The sequence below is a fragment of the Pseudomonas sp. LAIL14HWK12:I1 genome (assembly GCF_003202095.1).
Lineage (GTDB): Bacteria > Pseudomonadota > Gammaproteobacteria > Pseudomonadales > Pseudomonadaceae > Aquipseudomonas > Aquipseudomonas monteilii.
The window spans coordinates 41,759-58,246 of record NZ_QJKG01000008.1; the positions used below are offsets into that span (position 1 = coordinate 41,759).

Annotated in this window: 12 protein-coding genes and 1 tRNA gene; 9 read left to right on the top strand and 4 right to left on the bottom strand. The window is 61.4% G+C overall.

Annotated features, from left to right (window positions below; genetic code table 11):
- The first annotated feature begins 70 nt into the window (after positions 1–70).
- From D906_RS19450 to D906_RS19460, 3 genes are read left to right on the top strand one after another with little or no spacing between them, the layout of a single operon-like run.
- Complete coding sequence (locus D906_RS19450; RefSeq protein WP_025754030.1) at positions 71–1,345, top strand: YeaH/YhbH family protein; 1,275 nt, start codon at positions 71–73, stop codon at positions 1,343–1,345.
- Complete coding sequence (locus D906_RS19455; RefSeq protein WP_027615910.1) at positions 1,342–2,910, top strand: SpoVR family protein; 1,569 nt, start codon at positions 1,342–1,344, stop codon at positions 2,908–2,910. The genes D906_RS19450 and D906_RS19455 overlap by 4 nt, the downstream gene beginning before the upstream one ends.
- Before the next feature lie 55 nt (positions 2,911–2,965).
- Positions 2,966–4,081, top strand: a complete 1,116-nt coding sequence (locus D906_RS19460) for a multifunctional CCA addition/repair protein (RefSeq protein WP_027615911.1) — start codon at positions 2,966–2,968, stop codon at positions 4,079–4,081.
- Positions 4,082–4,141: 60 nt separating this feature from the next.
- On the opposite strand, the gene folK is transcribed toward D906_RS19460, so the two are convergent.
- The gene (gene folK, locus D906_RS19465; RefSeq protein ID WP_019097140.1) at positions 4,142–4,651 is read right to left on the bottom strand and encodes a 2-amino-4-hydroxy-6-hydroxymethyldihydropteridine diphosphokinase; all 510 of its coding nucleotides are present in this window, start codon (positions 4,649–4,651) and stop codon (positions 4,142–4,144) included.
- Complete coding sequence (folB, locus tag D906_RS19470) at positions 4,642–4,998, bottom strand: dihydroneopterin aldolase (RefSeq protein WP_016715761.1); 357 nt, start codon at positions 4,996–4,998, stop codon at positions 4,642–4,644. The genes folK and folB overlap by 10 nt, the downstream gene beginning before the upstream one ends.
- A 74-nt stretch (positions 4,999–5,072) precedes the next feature.
- Between folB and plsY the strand changes: the two genes are divergently transcribed.
- Positions 5,073–5,642, top strand: coding sequence for a glycerol-3-phosphate 1-O-acyltransferase PlsY (plsY, locus tag D906_RS19475; RefSeq protein WP_016715760.1), 570 nt, complete (start codon positions 5,073–5,075; stop codon positions 5,640–5,642).
- Between the two features lie 3 nt (positions 5,643–5,645).
- Here plsY and tsaD read toward each other — a convergent pair whose 3' ends face one another.
- Complete coding sequence (tsaD, locus tag D906_RS19480) at positions 5,646–6,671, bottom strand: tRNA (adenosine(37)-N6)-threonylcarbamoyltransferase complex transferase subunit TsaD (protein ID WP_019097141.1); 1,026 nt, start codon at positions 6,669–6,671, stop codon at positions 5,646–5,648.
- Between the two features lie 204 nt (positions 6,672–6,875).
- Here tsaD and rpsU point away from each other — a divergent pair, with 204 nt between their 5' ends.
- From rpsU to D906_RS19505, 5 genes are all read left to right on the top strand, one after another.
- Complete coding sequence (rpsU, locus tag D906_RS19485; protein WP_003255575.1) at positions 6,876–7,091, top strand: 30S ribosomal protein S21; 216 nt, start codon at positions 6,876–6,878, stop codon at positions 7,089–7,091.
- A gap of 301 nt (positions 7,092–7,392) precedes the next feature.
- Positions 7,393–9,375: a DNA primase gene (gene dnaG / locus D906_RS19490; RefSeq protein ID WP_027615912.1), complete on the top strand. Its 1,983-nt coding sequence runs from the start codon at positions 7,393–7,395 to the stop codon at positions 9,373–9,375.
- A 67-nt stretch (positions 9,376–9,442) separates the two neighbouring features.
- Positions 9,443–11,293 (top strand): RNA polymerase sigma factor RpoD, encoded by a 1,851-nt coding sequence (gene rpoD / locus D906_RS19495; RefSeq protein ID WP_019097143.1) that lies wholly within the window; start codon positions 9,443–9,445, stop codon positions 11,291–11,293.
- Positions 11,294–11,419: 126 nt separating this feature from the next.
- Positions 11,420–15,163, top strand: coding sequence for a bifunctional diguanylate cyclase/phosphodiesterase (locus D906_RS19500; protein WP_027610116.1), 3,744 nt, complete (start codon positions 11,420–11,422; stop codon positions 15,161–15,163).
- A 16-nt stretch (positions 15,164–15,179) separates the two neighbouring features.
- Positions 15,180–15,256: transfer RNA gene (locus D906_RS19505), tRNA-Ile, on the top strand.
- A 634-nt stretch (positions 15,257–15,890) separates the two neighbouring features.
- Here D906_RS19505 and D906_RS19515 read toward each other — a convergent pair.
- Positions 15,891–16,445 carry a serine acetyltransferase gene (locus D906_RS19515; protein ID WP_027615913.1) on the bottom strand — a complete coding sequence of 185 codons (555 nt, stop codon included), beginning with the start codon at positions 16,443–16,445 and terminating at the stop codon, positions 15,891–15,893.
- Positions 16,446–16,488 lie beyond the last annotated feature (43 nt).

Below are 16,488 nucleotides of genomic sequence, written 5' to 3' on the forward strand. Positions count from 1 at the left end.
GCTTTGCTGCCATGACGTGCAGCAGCTCGTAGCTTGAAGCGTGCAGCTGTTCCCAGCTACCGGAGGGACCATGAGCTACGTTATCGACCGACGCCTGAACGGCAAGAACAAGAGCACGGTCAACCGCCAGCGCTTTCTGCGGCGGTACCGCGAACACATCAAGAAGGCCGTCGAAGAGGCGGTGAGCCGCCGTTCCATCATGGACATGGAACATGGCGAGCAGATCAGTATTCCCGGTCGCGACATCGACGAACCGGTGCTGCACCATGGTCGCGGGGGCAAACAGACCATCGTGCATCCTGGCAACAAGGAATTCACTGCCGGGGAACACATCCCAAGGCCGCAAGGCGGTGGGGGTGGCGGCGGTGGCCGTGGCAAGGCCGGTAATTCCGGCGAAGGCATGGACGAATTCGTCTTCCAGATCACTCAGGAAGAGTTCCTTGAATTCATGTTCGAAGACCTCGAACTGCCCAACCTGGTCAAGCGTCACCTGACAGGCGCCGACACCTTCAAGACCGTGCGCGCCGGTATCGCCAATGAAGGTAACCCATCGCGCATCAATATCGTGCGTACCCTGCGCTCGGCCCATGCCAGGCGTATCGCCCTGACCGGAAGCAGCCGCGCACTGCTGCGCGAAGCACAAAAGGAACTCGCCCGCCTGCGGGTCGAAGAACCGGACAATTTCACCGATATCCAGGAAGTCGAACAGGAAATCGAACGCTTGAAGGCGCGCATCAACCGCCTCCCCTTCCTCGATACCTTCGACCTCAAGTACAACCTGCTGGTCAAGCAGCCCAACCCCAGCTCGAAGGCGGTGATGTTCTGCCTGATGGACGTGTCCGGCTCGATGACCCAGGCCACCAAGGACATCGCCAAGCGCTTCTTCATCCTGCTGTACCTGTTCCTCAAGCGTAACTACGACCGCATCGAAGTGGTGTTCATCCGCCACCACACCAGCGCCCGGGAAGTCGACGAGGAAGAGTTCTTCTACTCGCGGGAAACGGGCGGCACCATCGTTTCCAGCGCACTCAAGCTGATGCAGGAGATCATGGCTGAACGCTACCCGGCCAGCGACTGGAACATCTATGCCGCGCAGGCCTCCGACGGCGATAACTGGAACGACGACTCGCCCATCTGCCGCGAGATCCTCTCCAAGCAGATCATGCCGCATGTGCAGTACTACACTTACGTCGAGATCACTCCCCGTGAGCACCAGGCGCTGTGGTATGAATACGAACGCATCGGTGAAGCCTACCCCGATACGTTCGCTCAGCAGCAGCTGGTATCGGCCGGCGACATCTACCCGGTCTTCCGTGAACTCTTCCAGCGCAGGTTAGCCACATGACCGCCAGAGCACAGAGACGCCAACCCATTTCCACCGGGTCCGAGTGGACGTTCGAGCTGATCCAGACCTACGATCGGGAAATCAGCCGCCTGGCCGAGCGTTACGCCCTGGACACCTACCCCAACCAGATCGAGGTGATCACGGCCGAGCAGATGATGGACGCCTACGCCTCGGTCGGCATGCCGCTGGGCTATCACCATTGGTCCTACGGCAAGCAGTTCCTCAGCACAGAAAAGTCGTACAGCCGTGGCCAGATGGGCCTGGCCTACGAGATCGTGATCAACTCCGACCCGTGCATCGCCTACCTGATGGAAGAAAACACCATGTGCATGCAGGCACTGGTGATCGCCCATGCCTGCTACGGGCATAACAGTTTCTTCAAGGGCAACTACCTGTTCCGCACCTGGACTGACGCCAGTTCGATCATCGACTACCTGGTGTTCGCCAAGCAGTACATCGCCCAGTGCGAAGAGCGTCATGGCATTGATGCAGTGGAAGACCTGATCGACTCCTGCCATGCCCTGATGAACTACGGTGTCGACCGCTACAAGCGGCCCTACCCCATTTCTGCCGAGGAAGAGCGGCGTCGGCAACAGGAGCGCGAGGAGCACCTGCAGCGCCAGATCAATGACCTGTGGCGCACCATTCCGAAAAGCGCGGAAAAGGGTAACGACCGCGATGACGGGCGTTTCCCCGCCGAACCTCAGGAAAACATCCTGTATTTCATCGAGAAAAACGCCCCGCTGCTTGAACCCTGGCAGCGCGAAGTGGTGCGCATCGTGCGCAAGATTGCCCAGTACTTCTACCCGCAGCGCCAGACCCAGGTAATGAACGAAGGCTGGGCGACGTTCTGGCACTACACCCTGATGAACGACCTGTACGACGAGGGGTTGATTACCGAAGGCTTCATGATTGAGTTCTTGCAGTCGCACACCAGCGTGGTGTTCCAGCCTGGCTTCGACAGCCCGTACTACAGCGGCATCAACCCGTACGCATTGGGCTTTGCCATGTACACCGACATCCGCCGCATGTGCGAAAACCCGACCGAGGAAGATCGCCGCTGGTTCCCCGACATTGCCGGCAGTGACTGGCTTTCTACCATCAAGTTCGCCATGAGCAGCTTCAAGGACGAAAGCTTCATCCTGCAGTACCTGTCACCCAAGGTGATGCGCGACCTCAAGCTGTTCAGCATCCTCGATGACGACCAGCGCGACGACCTGCTGGTGCCCGCGATTCACGATGAAGCCGGGTATCGGGTGATTCGTGAGCAACTGGCAGCACAGTACAACCTGGGCAACCGTGAACCGAACGTGCAGATCTGGAGCGTCGACCGCCGTGGCGACCGCTCGCTGACCCTGCGCCACCAGCAGCACAACCGCAAACCGCTGGGCGACTCGACCGATGAAGTGCTCAAGCACCTGCACCGCCTGTGGGGCTTCGATATCCACCTGGAAACCGTGCAAGGTGAGCAGGTGATGAAGACCCATCACATGCCGCCGCGTGGCGAGCATGGCGAAAGCGCGGACTACGGGCGCATGGACCTGGCGGTCATCCACCACCTCTAGTGCAACGCCATGACGGCCGACAGGTTATCCTGTCGGCAGTTATGGAGAGCTGCACATGCACATCTACAAAGTCGGCGGCGCCGTGCGCGACCGCCTGCTCGGCCGCCCGGTCAGCGATATCGACTGGCTGGTGGTGGGCGCCACCGTCGAAGAAATGCTCGCCAAAGGCTATCGGCCGGTCGGCGCCGATTTCCCGGTGTTCCTGCACCCGAAAACCGGCGAGGAATACGCGCTGGCGCGCACCGAGCGCAAGAGCGGGCGCGGCTATGGCGGTTTCACCTTTCACGCCAGCCCTGACGTGACCCTGGAAGAAGACCTGATCCGCCGCGACCTCACCATCAATGCGATGGCCGAGGATGAGGCGGGCACGGTGTACGACCCTTACCACGGCAAGGACGATCTTGATCAACGCCTTTTACGCCACGTTTCCCCGGCGTTTGCCGAAGATCCTTTGCGTGTGCTACGCGTTGCCCGCTTTGCTGCCCGCTATGCACCCCTGGGTTTCCGGGTTGCCGACGAAACCCTGGAGCTGATGCGTCAGATCAGTGCCTCTGGCGAGCTGCAGGCCTTGACTGCCGAACGTAGCTGGAAGGAAATCGAGCGGGCGCTGATGGAAGCCCAACCGCAGGTGTTCTTCCAGGTGCTGCGCGCGTGCGATGCCCTACAGGAGCAACTGCCCGAGCTTCTAGACGATTCCCAGGCCCTGGCGGCGCTGGAGCAAGCAGCATTGCACAAGCAGCCACTGCACATACGCTGGGCCTGCCTGCTGCATGGGCTGGAACCAGCATCGATCAAAGCCGTCAACCAGCGCCTCAAGGCGCCGCGGGAATGCCAGGAATTGGCACTGCTGACAGGGGAATGCCTGGCACAGGGCAATCATGCGCTGGATTTACCTGCTGCGGCACTGCTGGAGCTGTTGCAAAAGTTCGATGTGTATCGGCGACCGCAGCGGTTCGAGGACTTCATTGCCGCGTGCGAGATGGTGGCGCTGGGTGATGGCAAGGAGGGTTATCCACAGGCAGCTTATCTGCGGGGTGCATCCACCGCAGCGCGAGCGGTGGATGTGAAGCCCTTGGTGCAGGCCGGGCTGACGGGCCAGGCACTGGGCGAGGCGCTAAAGGCTGAGCGATTGAAGGCGATTGAAGCCTACAGCGGTGTTGCAGAAGGGTGATTTTTCGGCTGCCCGTACTGGCCCTTTCGCGGCTAAAGCCGCGAAAGGGCCAGTACAGACTTATGCCGGTGTCAACTGCAACCCACGCCATTCAAAGGCGACCGGCGCCAACACCTGATCGATCTGCGCCTCTTGCCACAACTTCGCCATGGTCTTGCCCGCCCCCGGATGCACCAGCTCAGGCGCCAGCAACGACAACGGCCACAGCACAAACGCGTTCTTCAGGATCTCGGCCCTGGGCAGCACCAGCCCATCGAACGTACCGTGCAAATCGTCATACATCAGCACGTCGATATCCAGCGGCAACCCTTTACGGTCCGGCGCATAGCGGCCATTGTCGGCCTCGATGAACTTCAGCCGGCGGTCCAGCTCTATCAAGGGCAACGCGGTTTGCCCGGTCACCACAAAGTTGATGAATGGCCCGCTCTTGATCCCCACCGCCTGGCTTTCGAACGCCGGTGAGCAGCGCATGTCGGTCAGGATGCCCGCCAGGGCATCGAGCCCCGCGCACAAATGCGCCTCGCGGTCGATGTTGCTGCCAAGGCCCAGGTAAACCGTGCTCAGAGACATCCGCGCTCGATCTCCACGCCTACACCACCTCGGGCCGCCGGCACCGCCCCCGGCTTGGTCAGTTTCAACCGCACCCACGGGATCTGGAACTCTTCCATCAAAGTGGCCACCAGGCGCTCGGCAAAGGTTTCCACCAACTCGAAGCGCGCCTGCTCGGCAAACGCCTGGACGCGCGCCGACACGCTGGCATAGTCCAGCGCCAGGCTCAGGTCGTCACCCGCCGCCGCCGGGCGGTTGTCCCAGGCAAAGCTCAGGTCCAGGCGCAGGCACTGGCGAATATCCCGCTCCCAGTCATAGGCACCGATGACGGTATCGACTTCCAGGCCTTCGATGAACACTCTGTCCAAGCACTTCTCTCCACAGCACGACAAGGGCGACTGGCGCCGTTAGAATCAGGGCGTCCTCGCCCGGAATAGTTAGCATGTTTTGGTTACTGGCGTTGCTCGCCTACCTGCTCGGCTCGCTGTCCTTCGCCATTGTCCTCAGCCGCCTTTCGGGCAGCCCGGACCCGCGTTCCAGCGGCTCAGGCAATGCCGGCGCCACCAACATGCTACGCCTGGCAGGCCGTAAACTGGCGATCCTGACCCTGCTTGGCGACCTGTGCAAGGGCCTTTTGCCGGTATTGCTTGCCCGCTTTGCCGGGCTGGACCTGCACGCGCAAGCCTGGGTAGGCGTATGTGCGGTGCTGGGCCACCTGTTCCCGCTGTATTTCTGCTTCCGCGGTGGCAAAGGCGTAGCCACCGCCGCCGGCATGCTCATGGGCCTGTACTTCCCGGCCGCGCTGCTGGCCATCGGCGCCTGGCTACTGACGTTTTACCTTACCCGTACCAGCTCGCTGGCGGCGCTGATTGCCACGCCACTGACCTTGCCATTGCTGGCCTGGCGCGAGCCGGAAGCCCTGCTACCGATCACCGTGCTGACGGTGATGATCGTGTGGCGCCACCGCAGCAACCTGCGCGACCTGTTTGCCGGGCGCGAACGGCACTTCTGAAACCTACAGCGGCGGCAACTGTTCCATCGGCCAGCGTGCCTGCACGCTGATGGCCAGGTCCTGCTGCTGCCCGGCCAACAGGCGCTGGCAGCCGGCGTAAGCGATCATCGCGCCATTGTCGGTACAAAACTGTGGCCGCGCGTAGTACACGTTGCCCTTGATGCTGCCGAGCATGTCCTCGAGGGAGGCCCGCAACGCCTTGTTGGCACTCACGCCACCGGCGATGACCAGGCGCTTGAGGCCAGCCTGCTTGAGCGCCCGCTTGCACTTGATGGTCAAAGTCTCCACCACCGCCTGCTGGAATGCCAGGGACACGTCGCAACGGGTTTGCTCACCGTCGTCGCCAGCATCCTTGCATTGCTGCCAGGTGTTGAGGGCGAAGGTTTTCAGGCCGCTAAAGCTGAACTCCAGACCCGGGCGATCAGTCATCGGCCGTGGGAAAACGAAACGCCCAGGCACACCCTTTTCAGCAAGGCGCGCGATTTCCGGGCCACCGGGGTAGTTGAGACCGATCAGCTTGGCGGTCTTGTCGAACGCCTCACCGGCAGCGTCATCCAGGCTCTCGCCCATCAGTTCGTACTGGCCGATACCATCGACCCGAACCAACTGGGTATGCCCGCCGGAAACCAACAAAGCGACGAACGGAAACTCCGGTGGGTTTTCTTCCAGCATGGGCGCCAGCAAGTGGCCTTCCATGTGGTGTACGCCAATTGCCGGAATGTCCCAGGCAAAGGCCAGTGCCTGGGCGCAGGAAGCACCCACCAGCAATGCACCGACCAGGCCAGGGCCTGCGGTGTAGGCGATGGCGTCGATCTCGGTGGCGACGCAACCGGCCTCGTCCAGCACCTGGCGGATGAGCGGCAGCATGCGCTTGACGTGGTCACGCGAGGCAAGCTCGGGCACCACACCGCCAAACACGCGGTGCAGGTCGATCTGGCTGAACAGTGCGTCGGCCAACAAACCGCGTTCACTATCGTATAATGCGACACCAGTTTCGTCGCAGGATGTTTCCAATCCCAGTACTAGCATGGGTTCGTCCCTTGTGGGGGCTGAATTCGAAGCCGCGCATGATAGTCCCCGTGTCGGATGCCGACCAGCGGTTTTCGATCAGAGGCTTTGCATTCCGGCTTGCTAAGGGTTAACATCCGCAACCCTTGAAAACCGACGTTCTCCAGCACACCTTTGTTTTGCCAGGAGCACGTCTACCCCGGTAATGAATTAAGGTAGCCCTGGATGCCAGCCGTCAAAGTTAAAGAGAACGAACCCTTCGACGTAGCTCTGCGTCGTTTCAAGCGCTCCTGCGAAAAAGCCGGTGTACTGGCTGAAGTTCGTAGCCGCGAGTTTTACGAGAAGCCGACCGCAGAGCGTAAGCGCAAAGCAGCTGCCGCTGTTAAGCGTCACGCCAAGAAAGTTCAGCGCGAACAGCGCCGCGCCGTTCGTCTGTACTAATACAGGCGTTCAACGCAAAGCTTCTGCCCTGCCCGGCTAACCGCCGGGCGATGGCAGTGGTCGCTTCAAACTTGAGCAGCTAGCTCAAGGCCCTGCACAAGCGTCATGCGAACTGCACATGGGCAACCTGCCTGAAACGTCAGAGCTGGTCCTTCTTGCTGTATGACCAGACGTGCACGTCCGACTGACGGGCCCTCAAGGGCCGGCGACGAGCACACTCCCTCGCACTTCCCCAAGCAACACTCGCCCCATTCGGCGCGTGAGCGATTAGACTTGCCAGTTGCCAGATGACGAGACTGCCATGGCCGGGCTGATTCCCCAGAGCTTCATTGACGACCTGATCAACCGCCTCGACATCGTCGATGTGGTGAGTTCGCGCGTCCAGCTGAAAAAAACCGGCAAGAACTACTCCGCCTGCTGCCCGTTCCACAAGGAGAAAACCCCCTCCTTCACGGTCAGCCCCGACAAGCAGTTCTACTACTGCTTCGGCTGCGGCGCAGGCGGCAACGCCCTGGGCTTCGTCATGGACCACGACAACCTGGACTTCCCCCAGGCCGTCGAGGAACTGGCCCGCGCAGCCGGCATGGAAGTGCCCCGCGAACAGGGCCGCCGCGACCACAAGCCGCGCCAGCCCACCGACTCGCCACTGTACCCGCTACTGGATGCCGCCTCGGAGTTCTACCGCCAGGCCCTGCGCAGCCACCCGACCCGCAAGGCGGCGGTGGATTACCTCAAAGGCCGCGGCCTGTCCGGGGAAATTGCCCGCGACTTCGGCCTGGGATTTGCACCGCCAGGCTGGGACAACCTGCTCAAGCACCTGGGTGCCGACACCCTGCAGCAGAAAGTGATGATCGACGCCGGCCTGCTGATCGAGAACGCCGAAAGCGGCAAGCGTTACGACCGCTTCCGCGACCGGGTGATGTTCCCGATCCGCGACAGCCGTGGGCGCATCATCGCCTTCGGCGGCCGGGTACTCGGCGACGACAAGCCCAAGTACCTGAACTCCCCGGAAACCCCGGTGTTCCACAAGGGCCAGGAACTGTACGGGCTGTACGAGGCGCGCAAGCACAACCGCAACCTCGACGAAATCATCGTCGTCGAGGGCTACATGGACGTCATCGCCCTGGCCCAGCAAGGCTTGCGCAATGCCGTGGCCACCTTGGGCACCGCCACCAGCGAAGAGCACCTCAAGCGGCTGTTCCGCGTGGTGCCCAGCGTGCTGTTCTGCTTCGACGGCGACCAGGCCGGGCGCAAGGCCGCCTGGCGTGCGCTGGAGTCGACCCTGTCGAACCTGCAGGACGGCCGCCGCGCGCGCTTCCTGTTCCTGCCCGAAGGCGAAGACCCGGATAGCCTGGTGCGCGCCGAAGGCACCGATGCCTTCATGGCCCGTATCAACCAGCACGCCCAGCCCCTGGCCGACTACTTCTTCGAACAGCTGAGTGTCGAAGCCGACCCTCGCTCACTGGAAGGCAAGGCGCACATGGCGACCCTGGCCGCACCGTTGATCGAAAAGATCCCTGGCGCCAACCTGCGCCAGTTGATGCGCAACCGTCTGAAGGAAATCACCGGCCTCGACCCGCAGCAGGTCGAGCAACTGGCGCAACAGGCACCCGCGGCCAACAGCGTGCCGGACTACGACCCTGGCTACGACTACGACGCCATGGCCAGCTACACCCCCGACTTCGGCGACATGCCGCAGCACGACTACGCCCCTGTTCATCAGGAACAGGAGTGGAAGCCGAACAAGGGCGGCGGCAAGAAGCAATGGAGCGACAAGCCCTGGAACAAGAACCGCAAAGGCGGCAAACCCTGGCAGCAACGCGACGAAGCGCCGCCACGCGTACCGGCCCCGGTCGAGCCACCCACCCTGGCGGCCTTGCGCACCCTGCTGCACCACCCGCTGCTGGCCGGCAAGGTGGAAGACGCCAGCCATTTTGCCGACGAAGAACATCTGTACAGCCAGCTGCTGGTGGCGCTGATCGAAGCCGCGCAGAAAAATCCTGGGCTAAGCTCAATGCAGTTGATCGCACGTTGGCACGGCACCGAACAGGGCCGCCTGCTGCGGGCGCTGGCAGAAAAGGAATGGCTGATCGTGGCCGACAACCTTGAACAACAGTTTTTCGACACTATAACTAGCTTGTCCGCCCGCCAACGCGAGCGCAGCCTGGAACAACTGCTCAGGAAATCACGTCAAAGCGAATTGACCAGCGAGGAAAAAACCCAGCTCCTCGCCCTGCTGAGCCGGAATGTTCCCGCACAAACGCCGACCTCATCTGGCGCGTGAGGCCCATGCTCGGGTATAATCCTCGGCTTGTTTTTTGCCCGCCAAGACCTTCAGTGGATAGGGTGTTATGTCCGGAAAAGCGCAACAGCAGTCTCGTATCAAAGAGTTGATCACCCGCGGTCGTGAGCAGGGCTACCTGACTTACGCGGAGGTCAACGACCACCTGCCTGAGGATATTTCAGATCCGGAACAGGTGGAAGACATCATCCGCATGATCAACGACATGGGGATCAACGTATTCGAGAGTGCTCCGGATGCGGATGCCCTTCTGTTGGCGGAAGCCGACACCGACGAAGCCGCGGCCGAAGAAGCCGCTGCTGCGTTGGCGGCAGTTGAAACCGATATCGGCCGCACGACCGACCCGGTGCGCATGTACATGCGCGAAATGGGTACCGTCGAGCTGCTGACCCGCGAAGGCGAAATCGAAATCGCCAAGCGTATCGAGGAAGGCATCCGTGAAGTCATGGGCGCCATCGCCCACTTCCCGGGCACTGTCGACTACATTCTCGGCGAATATGACCGCGTCACCACCGAGGGTGGCCGTCTGTCGGACGTTCTCAGCGGTTACATCGACCCTGACGACAACATCGCTGCACCGACCGAAGAAGTGCCGATCCCTGGCACCAAGGCCGCCGCTGCGAAAGAAGAGGCCGACGACGACGAAGAAGAGTCCGAAGGCGGTGACGACGAGGAAGAGGCCGAAAGCGGCCCTGACCCGGTCGTCGCAGCCCAGCGTTTCGGTGCGGTATCCGAGCAGCTTCAGGCGACCACCAAGGTCCTGAAGAAAAACGGTCGTACCCACAAGGAAAGCGTCGAGGCCCTGCAGGCCCTGGCCGACCTGTTCATGCCCATCAAGCTGGTACCGAAGCAGTTCGAGGTACTGGTCGAGCGTGTACGTGATGCCCTGAACCGCCTGCGCCAGCAAGAACGCGCCATCATGCAGCTGTGCGTGCGTGACGCCCGCATGCCGCGTGCCGACTTCCTGCGCATGTTCCCAAGCAACGAAACCGACCAGACCTGGAGCGGTGACCTGGCCAAGCGCAACACCAAGTGGGCTGCTGCCCTGGGTGAAAAGGACGCCGCCATCGTTGCCTGCCAGCAGAAGCTGATCGACCTTGAGACCGAAACCGGCCTGACCGTTGCCGAGATCAAGGAAATCAACCGTCGCATGTCGATCGGTGAAGCCAAGGCCCGCCGCGCCAAGAAAGAAATGGTCGAGGCGAACTTGCGTCTGGTGATCTCCATCGCCAAGAAGTACACCAACCGTGGCCTGCAGTTCCTCGACCTGATCCAGGAAGGCAACATCGGCTTGATGAAAGCGGTGGACAAGTTCGAATACCGTCGCGGCTACAAGTTCTCGACCTACGCCACCTGGTGGATTCGTCAGGCGATCACCCGCTCGATCGCCGACCAGGCACGCACCATCCGTATTCCGGTGCACATGATCGAAACGATCAACAAGCTCAACCGTATTTCCCGCCAGATGCTGCAGGAAATGGGCCGTGAACCGACCCCGGAAGAGCTGGGCGAGCGCATGGAAATGCCTGAGGACAAGATCCGCAAGGTATTGAAGATCGCCAAAGAGCCGATCTCCATGGAAACCCCGATCGGTGACGACGAAGATTCGCACCTGGGCGACTTCATCGAGGACTCGACCATGCAGTCCCCGATCGACGTTGCCACGGTCGAAAGCCTCAAGGAAGCCACCCGCGACGTGCTCTCGGGCCTGACCGCACGCGAAGCCAAGGTGCTGCGCATGCGTTTCGGTATCGACATGAACACCGACCACACCCTCGAAGAGGTGGGCAAGCAGTTTGACGTAACGCGTGAGCGTATCCGTCAGATCGAAGCGAAGGCGTTGCGCAAACTGCGCCACCCGACTCGCAGCGAGCACTTGCGCTCCTTCCTCGACGAGTGAAGACAAACCCCGGCCCAGGCCGGGGTTTTTCTTTAGTGGCCCGAAACATAAAGCCCGGCTTCCACTGCACATCTGCCGCAATGCCCGTCTACACTCGACTTCAGACCACCTGAATGCGAGGCTGCCATGTCCTTGAAGCCGGCCATTCTGTTGCTGCTCCTGATGCTGTGGAACACAACGGCCGGCGCCCTGACCCTGACAGACGAGGAAAAAGCCTGGCTGGCTGCCCACCCGCAGCTAAGCCTGGGTGTCGACGCCTCTTGGCCACCGTTCGAGTTTCGCGACCAGGAGGGCCGGTACCAGGGATTGGCCGCCGATTACATCGCCATGATCCAGCAACGTCTGGGTGTGACGCTAAAACCGGTCGAACCCAGTAGCTGGACCGAGGTATTGGCGCAGGCGCGCGAAAGCCGTATCGACCTGCTGCCCGGCATCATGTCTACCCCTGAACGCCAGGGCTACCTGGCTTTCACCCGCCCATACCTCGACTTTCCCATTGTCATCCTTGCCCACAAAGGCGGCGCACAGCCGCGCAAACTGGAGGACCTGTACGGCCTGAAAATCGCTGTGGTCGAAAACTACGCCCCCCACGAGTTGCTGCGCACCCACCACCCGGACCTCAACCTGGTCGCACTGCCCAATGTAAGCTCCACGCTGCAGGCCTTGGCCACCGATCAGGTAGATGCCGTCGTCGGCGACCTCGCTTCCAGCATCTGGAGCCTGCGCCAGCTCAAGCTCGACGGCCTCTACGTCAGCGGCGAAACGCCCTATCGCTACCAACTGGCGATGGCCGTCCCCCGCAGCAACCACGTACTGGTCGGTATTCTCGACAAAGTGATGGCCGACATGAGCAGCAGCGAAGTCAGCCAGATACAACAGCGCTGGGTAGGCAATGTGGTCGACCAGCGGATGTTCTGGTCCGACCTGCTGGTGTATGGCCTGCCAACGGTGTTGTTGCTGATGGCCGTACTGGCCGTGGTGATCCGCATCAACCGCCGCCTCAGTTCGGAAATTTCACGGCGCATTGCCTTGGAGCAGGAGCTGCGCAGCAGCGAATACCACTACCGCGGCTTGATAGAAAGCCTGTCGGCCATCGCCTGGGAAGCCGATGCCAACGACTTCACCTACAGCTACGTTTCGCCGCATGCCGAAGACCTGCTTGGCTACCCCCTGAATGACTGGCTCAAGCCTGGCTTCTGGCGCAGCATTCTGCACCCGGAAGACGCCCTCTGGGCCCAGGCCTACTGCGACAGCGAAACTGCAGCCGGGCGCGACCACAGCCTGGATTACCGGGTAATCCGGGCCGACGGACAACCCCTCTGGGTCCGCAACATCGTCAGCATGATCAAACACGGCCACCAACCGGTGATGCGCGGGCTGATGATCGACATCAGCGAAACCAAGCGCACCGAAGATGCCCTGCGTTTGTCCGAGCAGAAGTTCGCCTCGGTGTTCCAGCAGTGCCCCGATATTTTGCTAATCGCCCGTCACAGTGACGGTTGCCTGTTGGAGGTGAACGAAGCTTTCGAAGAACAGATCGGCCTGACCCCAGGCCAGGTGATTGGCCGTACCGCCACCGACCTCAACCTGTGGGGTGTCGAAGGCAGCGGCCCGCGGGTGCTCGAACGCCTGCACCAGGGCGGTATCCGTAACCTTGAAATGAGCTTCCGCCGCAGCAACGGCCAACTGTTCACCGGCCTGACCTCGGCCGAAACCTTCGAGCTCGACGGCACCCCGGCGCTGGTGGTGGCAGTACGCGATATCAGCCAGCTCAAGGAAACCCAGGAACAGCTGCAAACCTCGGAAGAGAAGTTCGCCAAAGCTTTCCACGCCTCGCCCGACGGCCTGTTACTGTCGCGCCAGAGCGACGGTTTGCTGCTGGAGGTGAACGAGGGCTTCTGCCGCCTCACCGGCTATGACCTCAACCCGACCATCGACCAGACCTCGCTGGACCTGGGTATCTGGGTCGACCTCAACGAGCGCAAGCGCCTGGTCGACCAGCTCAACCGCGACGGCTTCGTGCGCGACTTCACCTGCCACATCCGCCGCAGTGACGGGCAGATCCGCCTCTGCGAGCTATCCGCCAGGCCCCTGCCGATTGCCGGCGTCGATTGCATGCTGACCATTGCCCGCGACATCACCGAACGCCATCTGATGCAGGAAAAGCTACAACTGGCGGCCACCGTGTTCGAAAACACCGCCGAAGGCGTGCTGATCACCGACATCGACCAACGTATCAGTGCCGTCAACCGCGCCTTCAGCGAAATCACCGGCTATAGCGAAATCGAAGCCCTTGGCCAAACCCCGCGCCTGCTCGCTTCCGGCCAACACGACAGCGCCTTCTACGCCGCCATGTGGCACCAGCTTACCGACGAAGGCCACTGGCAAGGCGAGATCTACAACAAGCGCAAGAACGGCGAACTGTACCCCGGCTGGCTGACCATCAGTGCGGTGCGCAACAACGAGCGCGAGATCACCCATTTCGTGGCCGTGTTTGCCGATATTTCCAGCCTCAAGCACGCCCAGGCCAAGCTCGACTACCAGGCCCACCACGACCCGCTGACCGGCCTGCCCAACCGTGCCCTGTTCGAGAACCGCCTGCAGGCCGTGCTTACCTGCGCGCAAGTATCAAACCGCCAGGGCGCGGTGCTGTTCCTCGACCTCGACCGCTTCAAGCACATCAACGACAGCCTGGGCCACCCGGTCGGCGACCTGCTGCTCAAAGGCATCGCTCAGCGCCTGAAGGAGCAGGTGCGTGACGTCGACACCGTGGCCCGCCTGGGCGGCGACGAGTTCATCATCCTGCTACCTGGCTTGCACAAGCCCAGTGACGCCAGCACCATCGCCAACAAGCTGCTGGCCTGCTTCGTCGCGCCGTTCCAGGCCGGTGAGCACGAGTTCTTCACCAGCGCCAGTATCGGCATCAGCCTGTACCCACAGGACGGCACTGATGTCGCGACACTGATCCGCAACGCCGACGCGGCCATGTACCGCTCCAAGGCCAAAGGCCGCAACCGCGTCGAAGCCTACACCCGCGACCTCACCGCTCAGGCCAGCGAGCGCATCGCCCTTGAGCACGAGCTGCGCCGCGCCGTCGAACGCAACGAAATGAGCCTGTGCTTCCAGCCCAAGCTCAGCCTCAAGACCCAAAGCCTGGTAGGCGCCGAGGCGCTGATCCGCTGGAGCCACCCCACCTTTGGTGAAGTACCGCCGGAGCACTTCATCCACCTGGCGGAAGAGAACGGCACCATTCTCCAGCTCGGCGACTGGGTGCTGGAGCAAGCCTGCCGACAGATGCAGGCCTGGAAGCAACACTACGAACCGTTCGGCCCGCTGTCGATCAACCTCGCCGGCGCCCAGCTACGCCACCCACACCTGGCCCGACGCATCGAGCAACTGCTCAAGCAGCACCAGCTCAAGGCCGGCGACTTGCAGTTGGAAATCACCGAAAACTTCATCATGAGCCAGGCAGAAGAGGCCTTGGCCGTGCTGTACCAGCTGAAAAAACTGGGCGTGCAGTTGGCCATCGACGACTTTGGCACCGGCTACTCATCACTGAGCTATCTCAAGCGCCTGCCGCTGGACATCCTCAAGATCGACAAATCGTTCATCCGTGGCCTGCCTGACGACCCACACGACGCTGCCATCGCCCGTGCGATCATCGCCCTGGGCCGCAGCATGCAACTGGCGATCATTGCCGAGGGTGTTGAAAACCAGGCCCAGCAGCGTTTTCTGGCAGCGGAGGGATGCGAGCAGATCCAGGGCTACATCGTCAGCCTGCCACTGCCACCCGAGGAATTTGCGGCCGCGTTTCTTCGCATAGCACTATCGGATCTTTCAGATGGCACAGGTGCGAAACCCTCGTTATAATCCGGCCACTTACTGAGGGCCTATAGCTCAGTCGGTTAGAGCAGAGGACTCATAATCCTTTGGTCCACGGTTCGAGTCCGTGTGGGCCCACCAGATATGAAAAAGCCGCGCAATTGCGCGGCTTTTTTGTGCCCGTTGTCTTTTTAGGTATCGCGCCCGTTTCTTCGAGGCATGTCCTGCCGCTGCGCTTACCATCAGCCATCCGCAACGCTTCCCCCCTTCATTGCCAGGGCGACTGTCCTAGGCACAGGCTTCTCGCCGCTTCGGTAGTAAGCCAGCAGGCGCCAGCTCAAACCCAGCTCCTGAGCTGCGCGATCCAACGTCAACCCATGCTGGGCCATCCAGTTCCAGATAAGCTCATGCGAACACTCCCCTGCTTGTTCGACCGCGCGTACGCGCAGGTTGGCGGCAGCAAGCTCAAGATTGTCGTCACCTGCCCGGATGACCGTGTCGTTGCACTCACCCATTGCAGCCGTTGCGAATACCTTAGGGTCGGCAAGAGGAGCCAAAGATGCGTGTTCCGGATGATTTCATCCAGAGCCACAGTGAGTTGCTGCCTGTCCGCAAAGGTTAGTCGCAAGGTACTCGCGGGCGTAGCAACGACCTCGCTCAACTGAAAATGATTGGTGGTCATGGGTTCGGTTCCGAACTCCGCCTCATGAGCGGACCATTCTCGACCTTACAACGGCTAATACCGCAGGGATTAATCGTTAGATTTTGTGAGCCCTTACTCGCCTATCGGCCGCATCTCGACCTGCCTCTGGTTGTAGAAGACCATCCCAGTCGGAATATCCCGCGTAACCAGCGACATCGCGCCAATCACCACGTCGTCACCAATAACGATGCGATCAGCAACGATGCAGCTGTTGGCACCCATGCTCACGTTGTCGCCAATGCGCAGCGCGTACTCCTCCAGCCCGAGCGTCTTGATGCCGATAGAGCAGTTCTGGCGAATGAAGAAGTTTCGCCCGATGCTGACATGCCGGGTAATCACCACCCCCGGCAGGTGCGCGATGCGCAGGCCGGGCGCGATTTGTGCGCCGATGTCGATGTCCAACGCGTACTTGAGGTTAAGCCGTTGTTGCATGCGCCGAGCGTGACGCCGGGCCAGGCCGCCGCGAGCATCGAGGTATTGGGCCAGGCGGAAGGCAAAGAGAAAGCGCAGTTTGTTGTCCTTGCGTGCGCGGCGCAGTACGTTGAACAGCAGGCTGATACGGCGTCCTGGCCTTTTCTTGTTGGAGACTTCCAGTCGCCAGCATTCGAGCAGGTTGTCGAGGTTCACGCTCAGGTTCTCGTTGGACTAGCGTTTCATCATGCCGAAGGCC

Coding starts and splice junctions, on each gene's coding strand:
- folK (WP_019097140.1), bottom strand. CDS start 4,651: ATGTCTCTGAGCACGGTTTACCTGGGCCTTGGCAGCAACATCGACCGC.
- rpoD (WP_019097143.1), top strand. CDS start 9,443: ATGTCCGGAAAAGCGCAACAGCAGTCTCGTATCAAAGAGTTGATCACC.
- D906_RS19455 (WP_027615910.1), top strand. CDS start 1,342: ATGACCGCCAGAGCACAGAGACGCCAACCCATTTCCACCGGGTCCGAG.
- plsY (WP_016715760.1), top strand. CDS start 5,073: ATGTTTTGGTTACTGGCGTTGCTCGCCTACCTGCTCGGCTCGCTGTCC.
- tsaD (WP_019097141.1), bottom strand. CDS start 6,671: ATGCTAGTACTGGGATTGGAAACATCCTGCGACGAAACTGGTGTCGCA.
- dnaG (WP_027615912.1), top strand. CDS start 7,393: ATGGCCGGGCTGATTCCCCAGAGCTTCATTGACGACCTGATCAACCGC.
- D906_RS19500 (WP_027610116.1), top strand. CDS start 11,420: ATGTCCTTGAAGCCGGCCATTCTGTTGCTGCTCCTGATGCTGTGGAAC.
- D906_RS19450 (WP_025754030.1), top strand. CDS start 71: ATGAGCTACGTTATCGACCGACGCCTGAACGGCAAGAACAAGAGCACG.
- D906_RS19460 (WP_027615911.1), top strand. CDS start 2,966: ATGCACATCTACAAAGTCGGCGGCGCCGTGCGCGACCGCCTGCTCGGC.
- rpsU (WP_003255575.1), top strand. CDS start 6,876: ATGCCAGCCGTCAAAGTTAAAGAGAACGAACCCTTCGACGTAGCTCTG.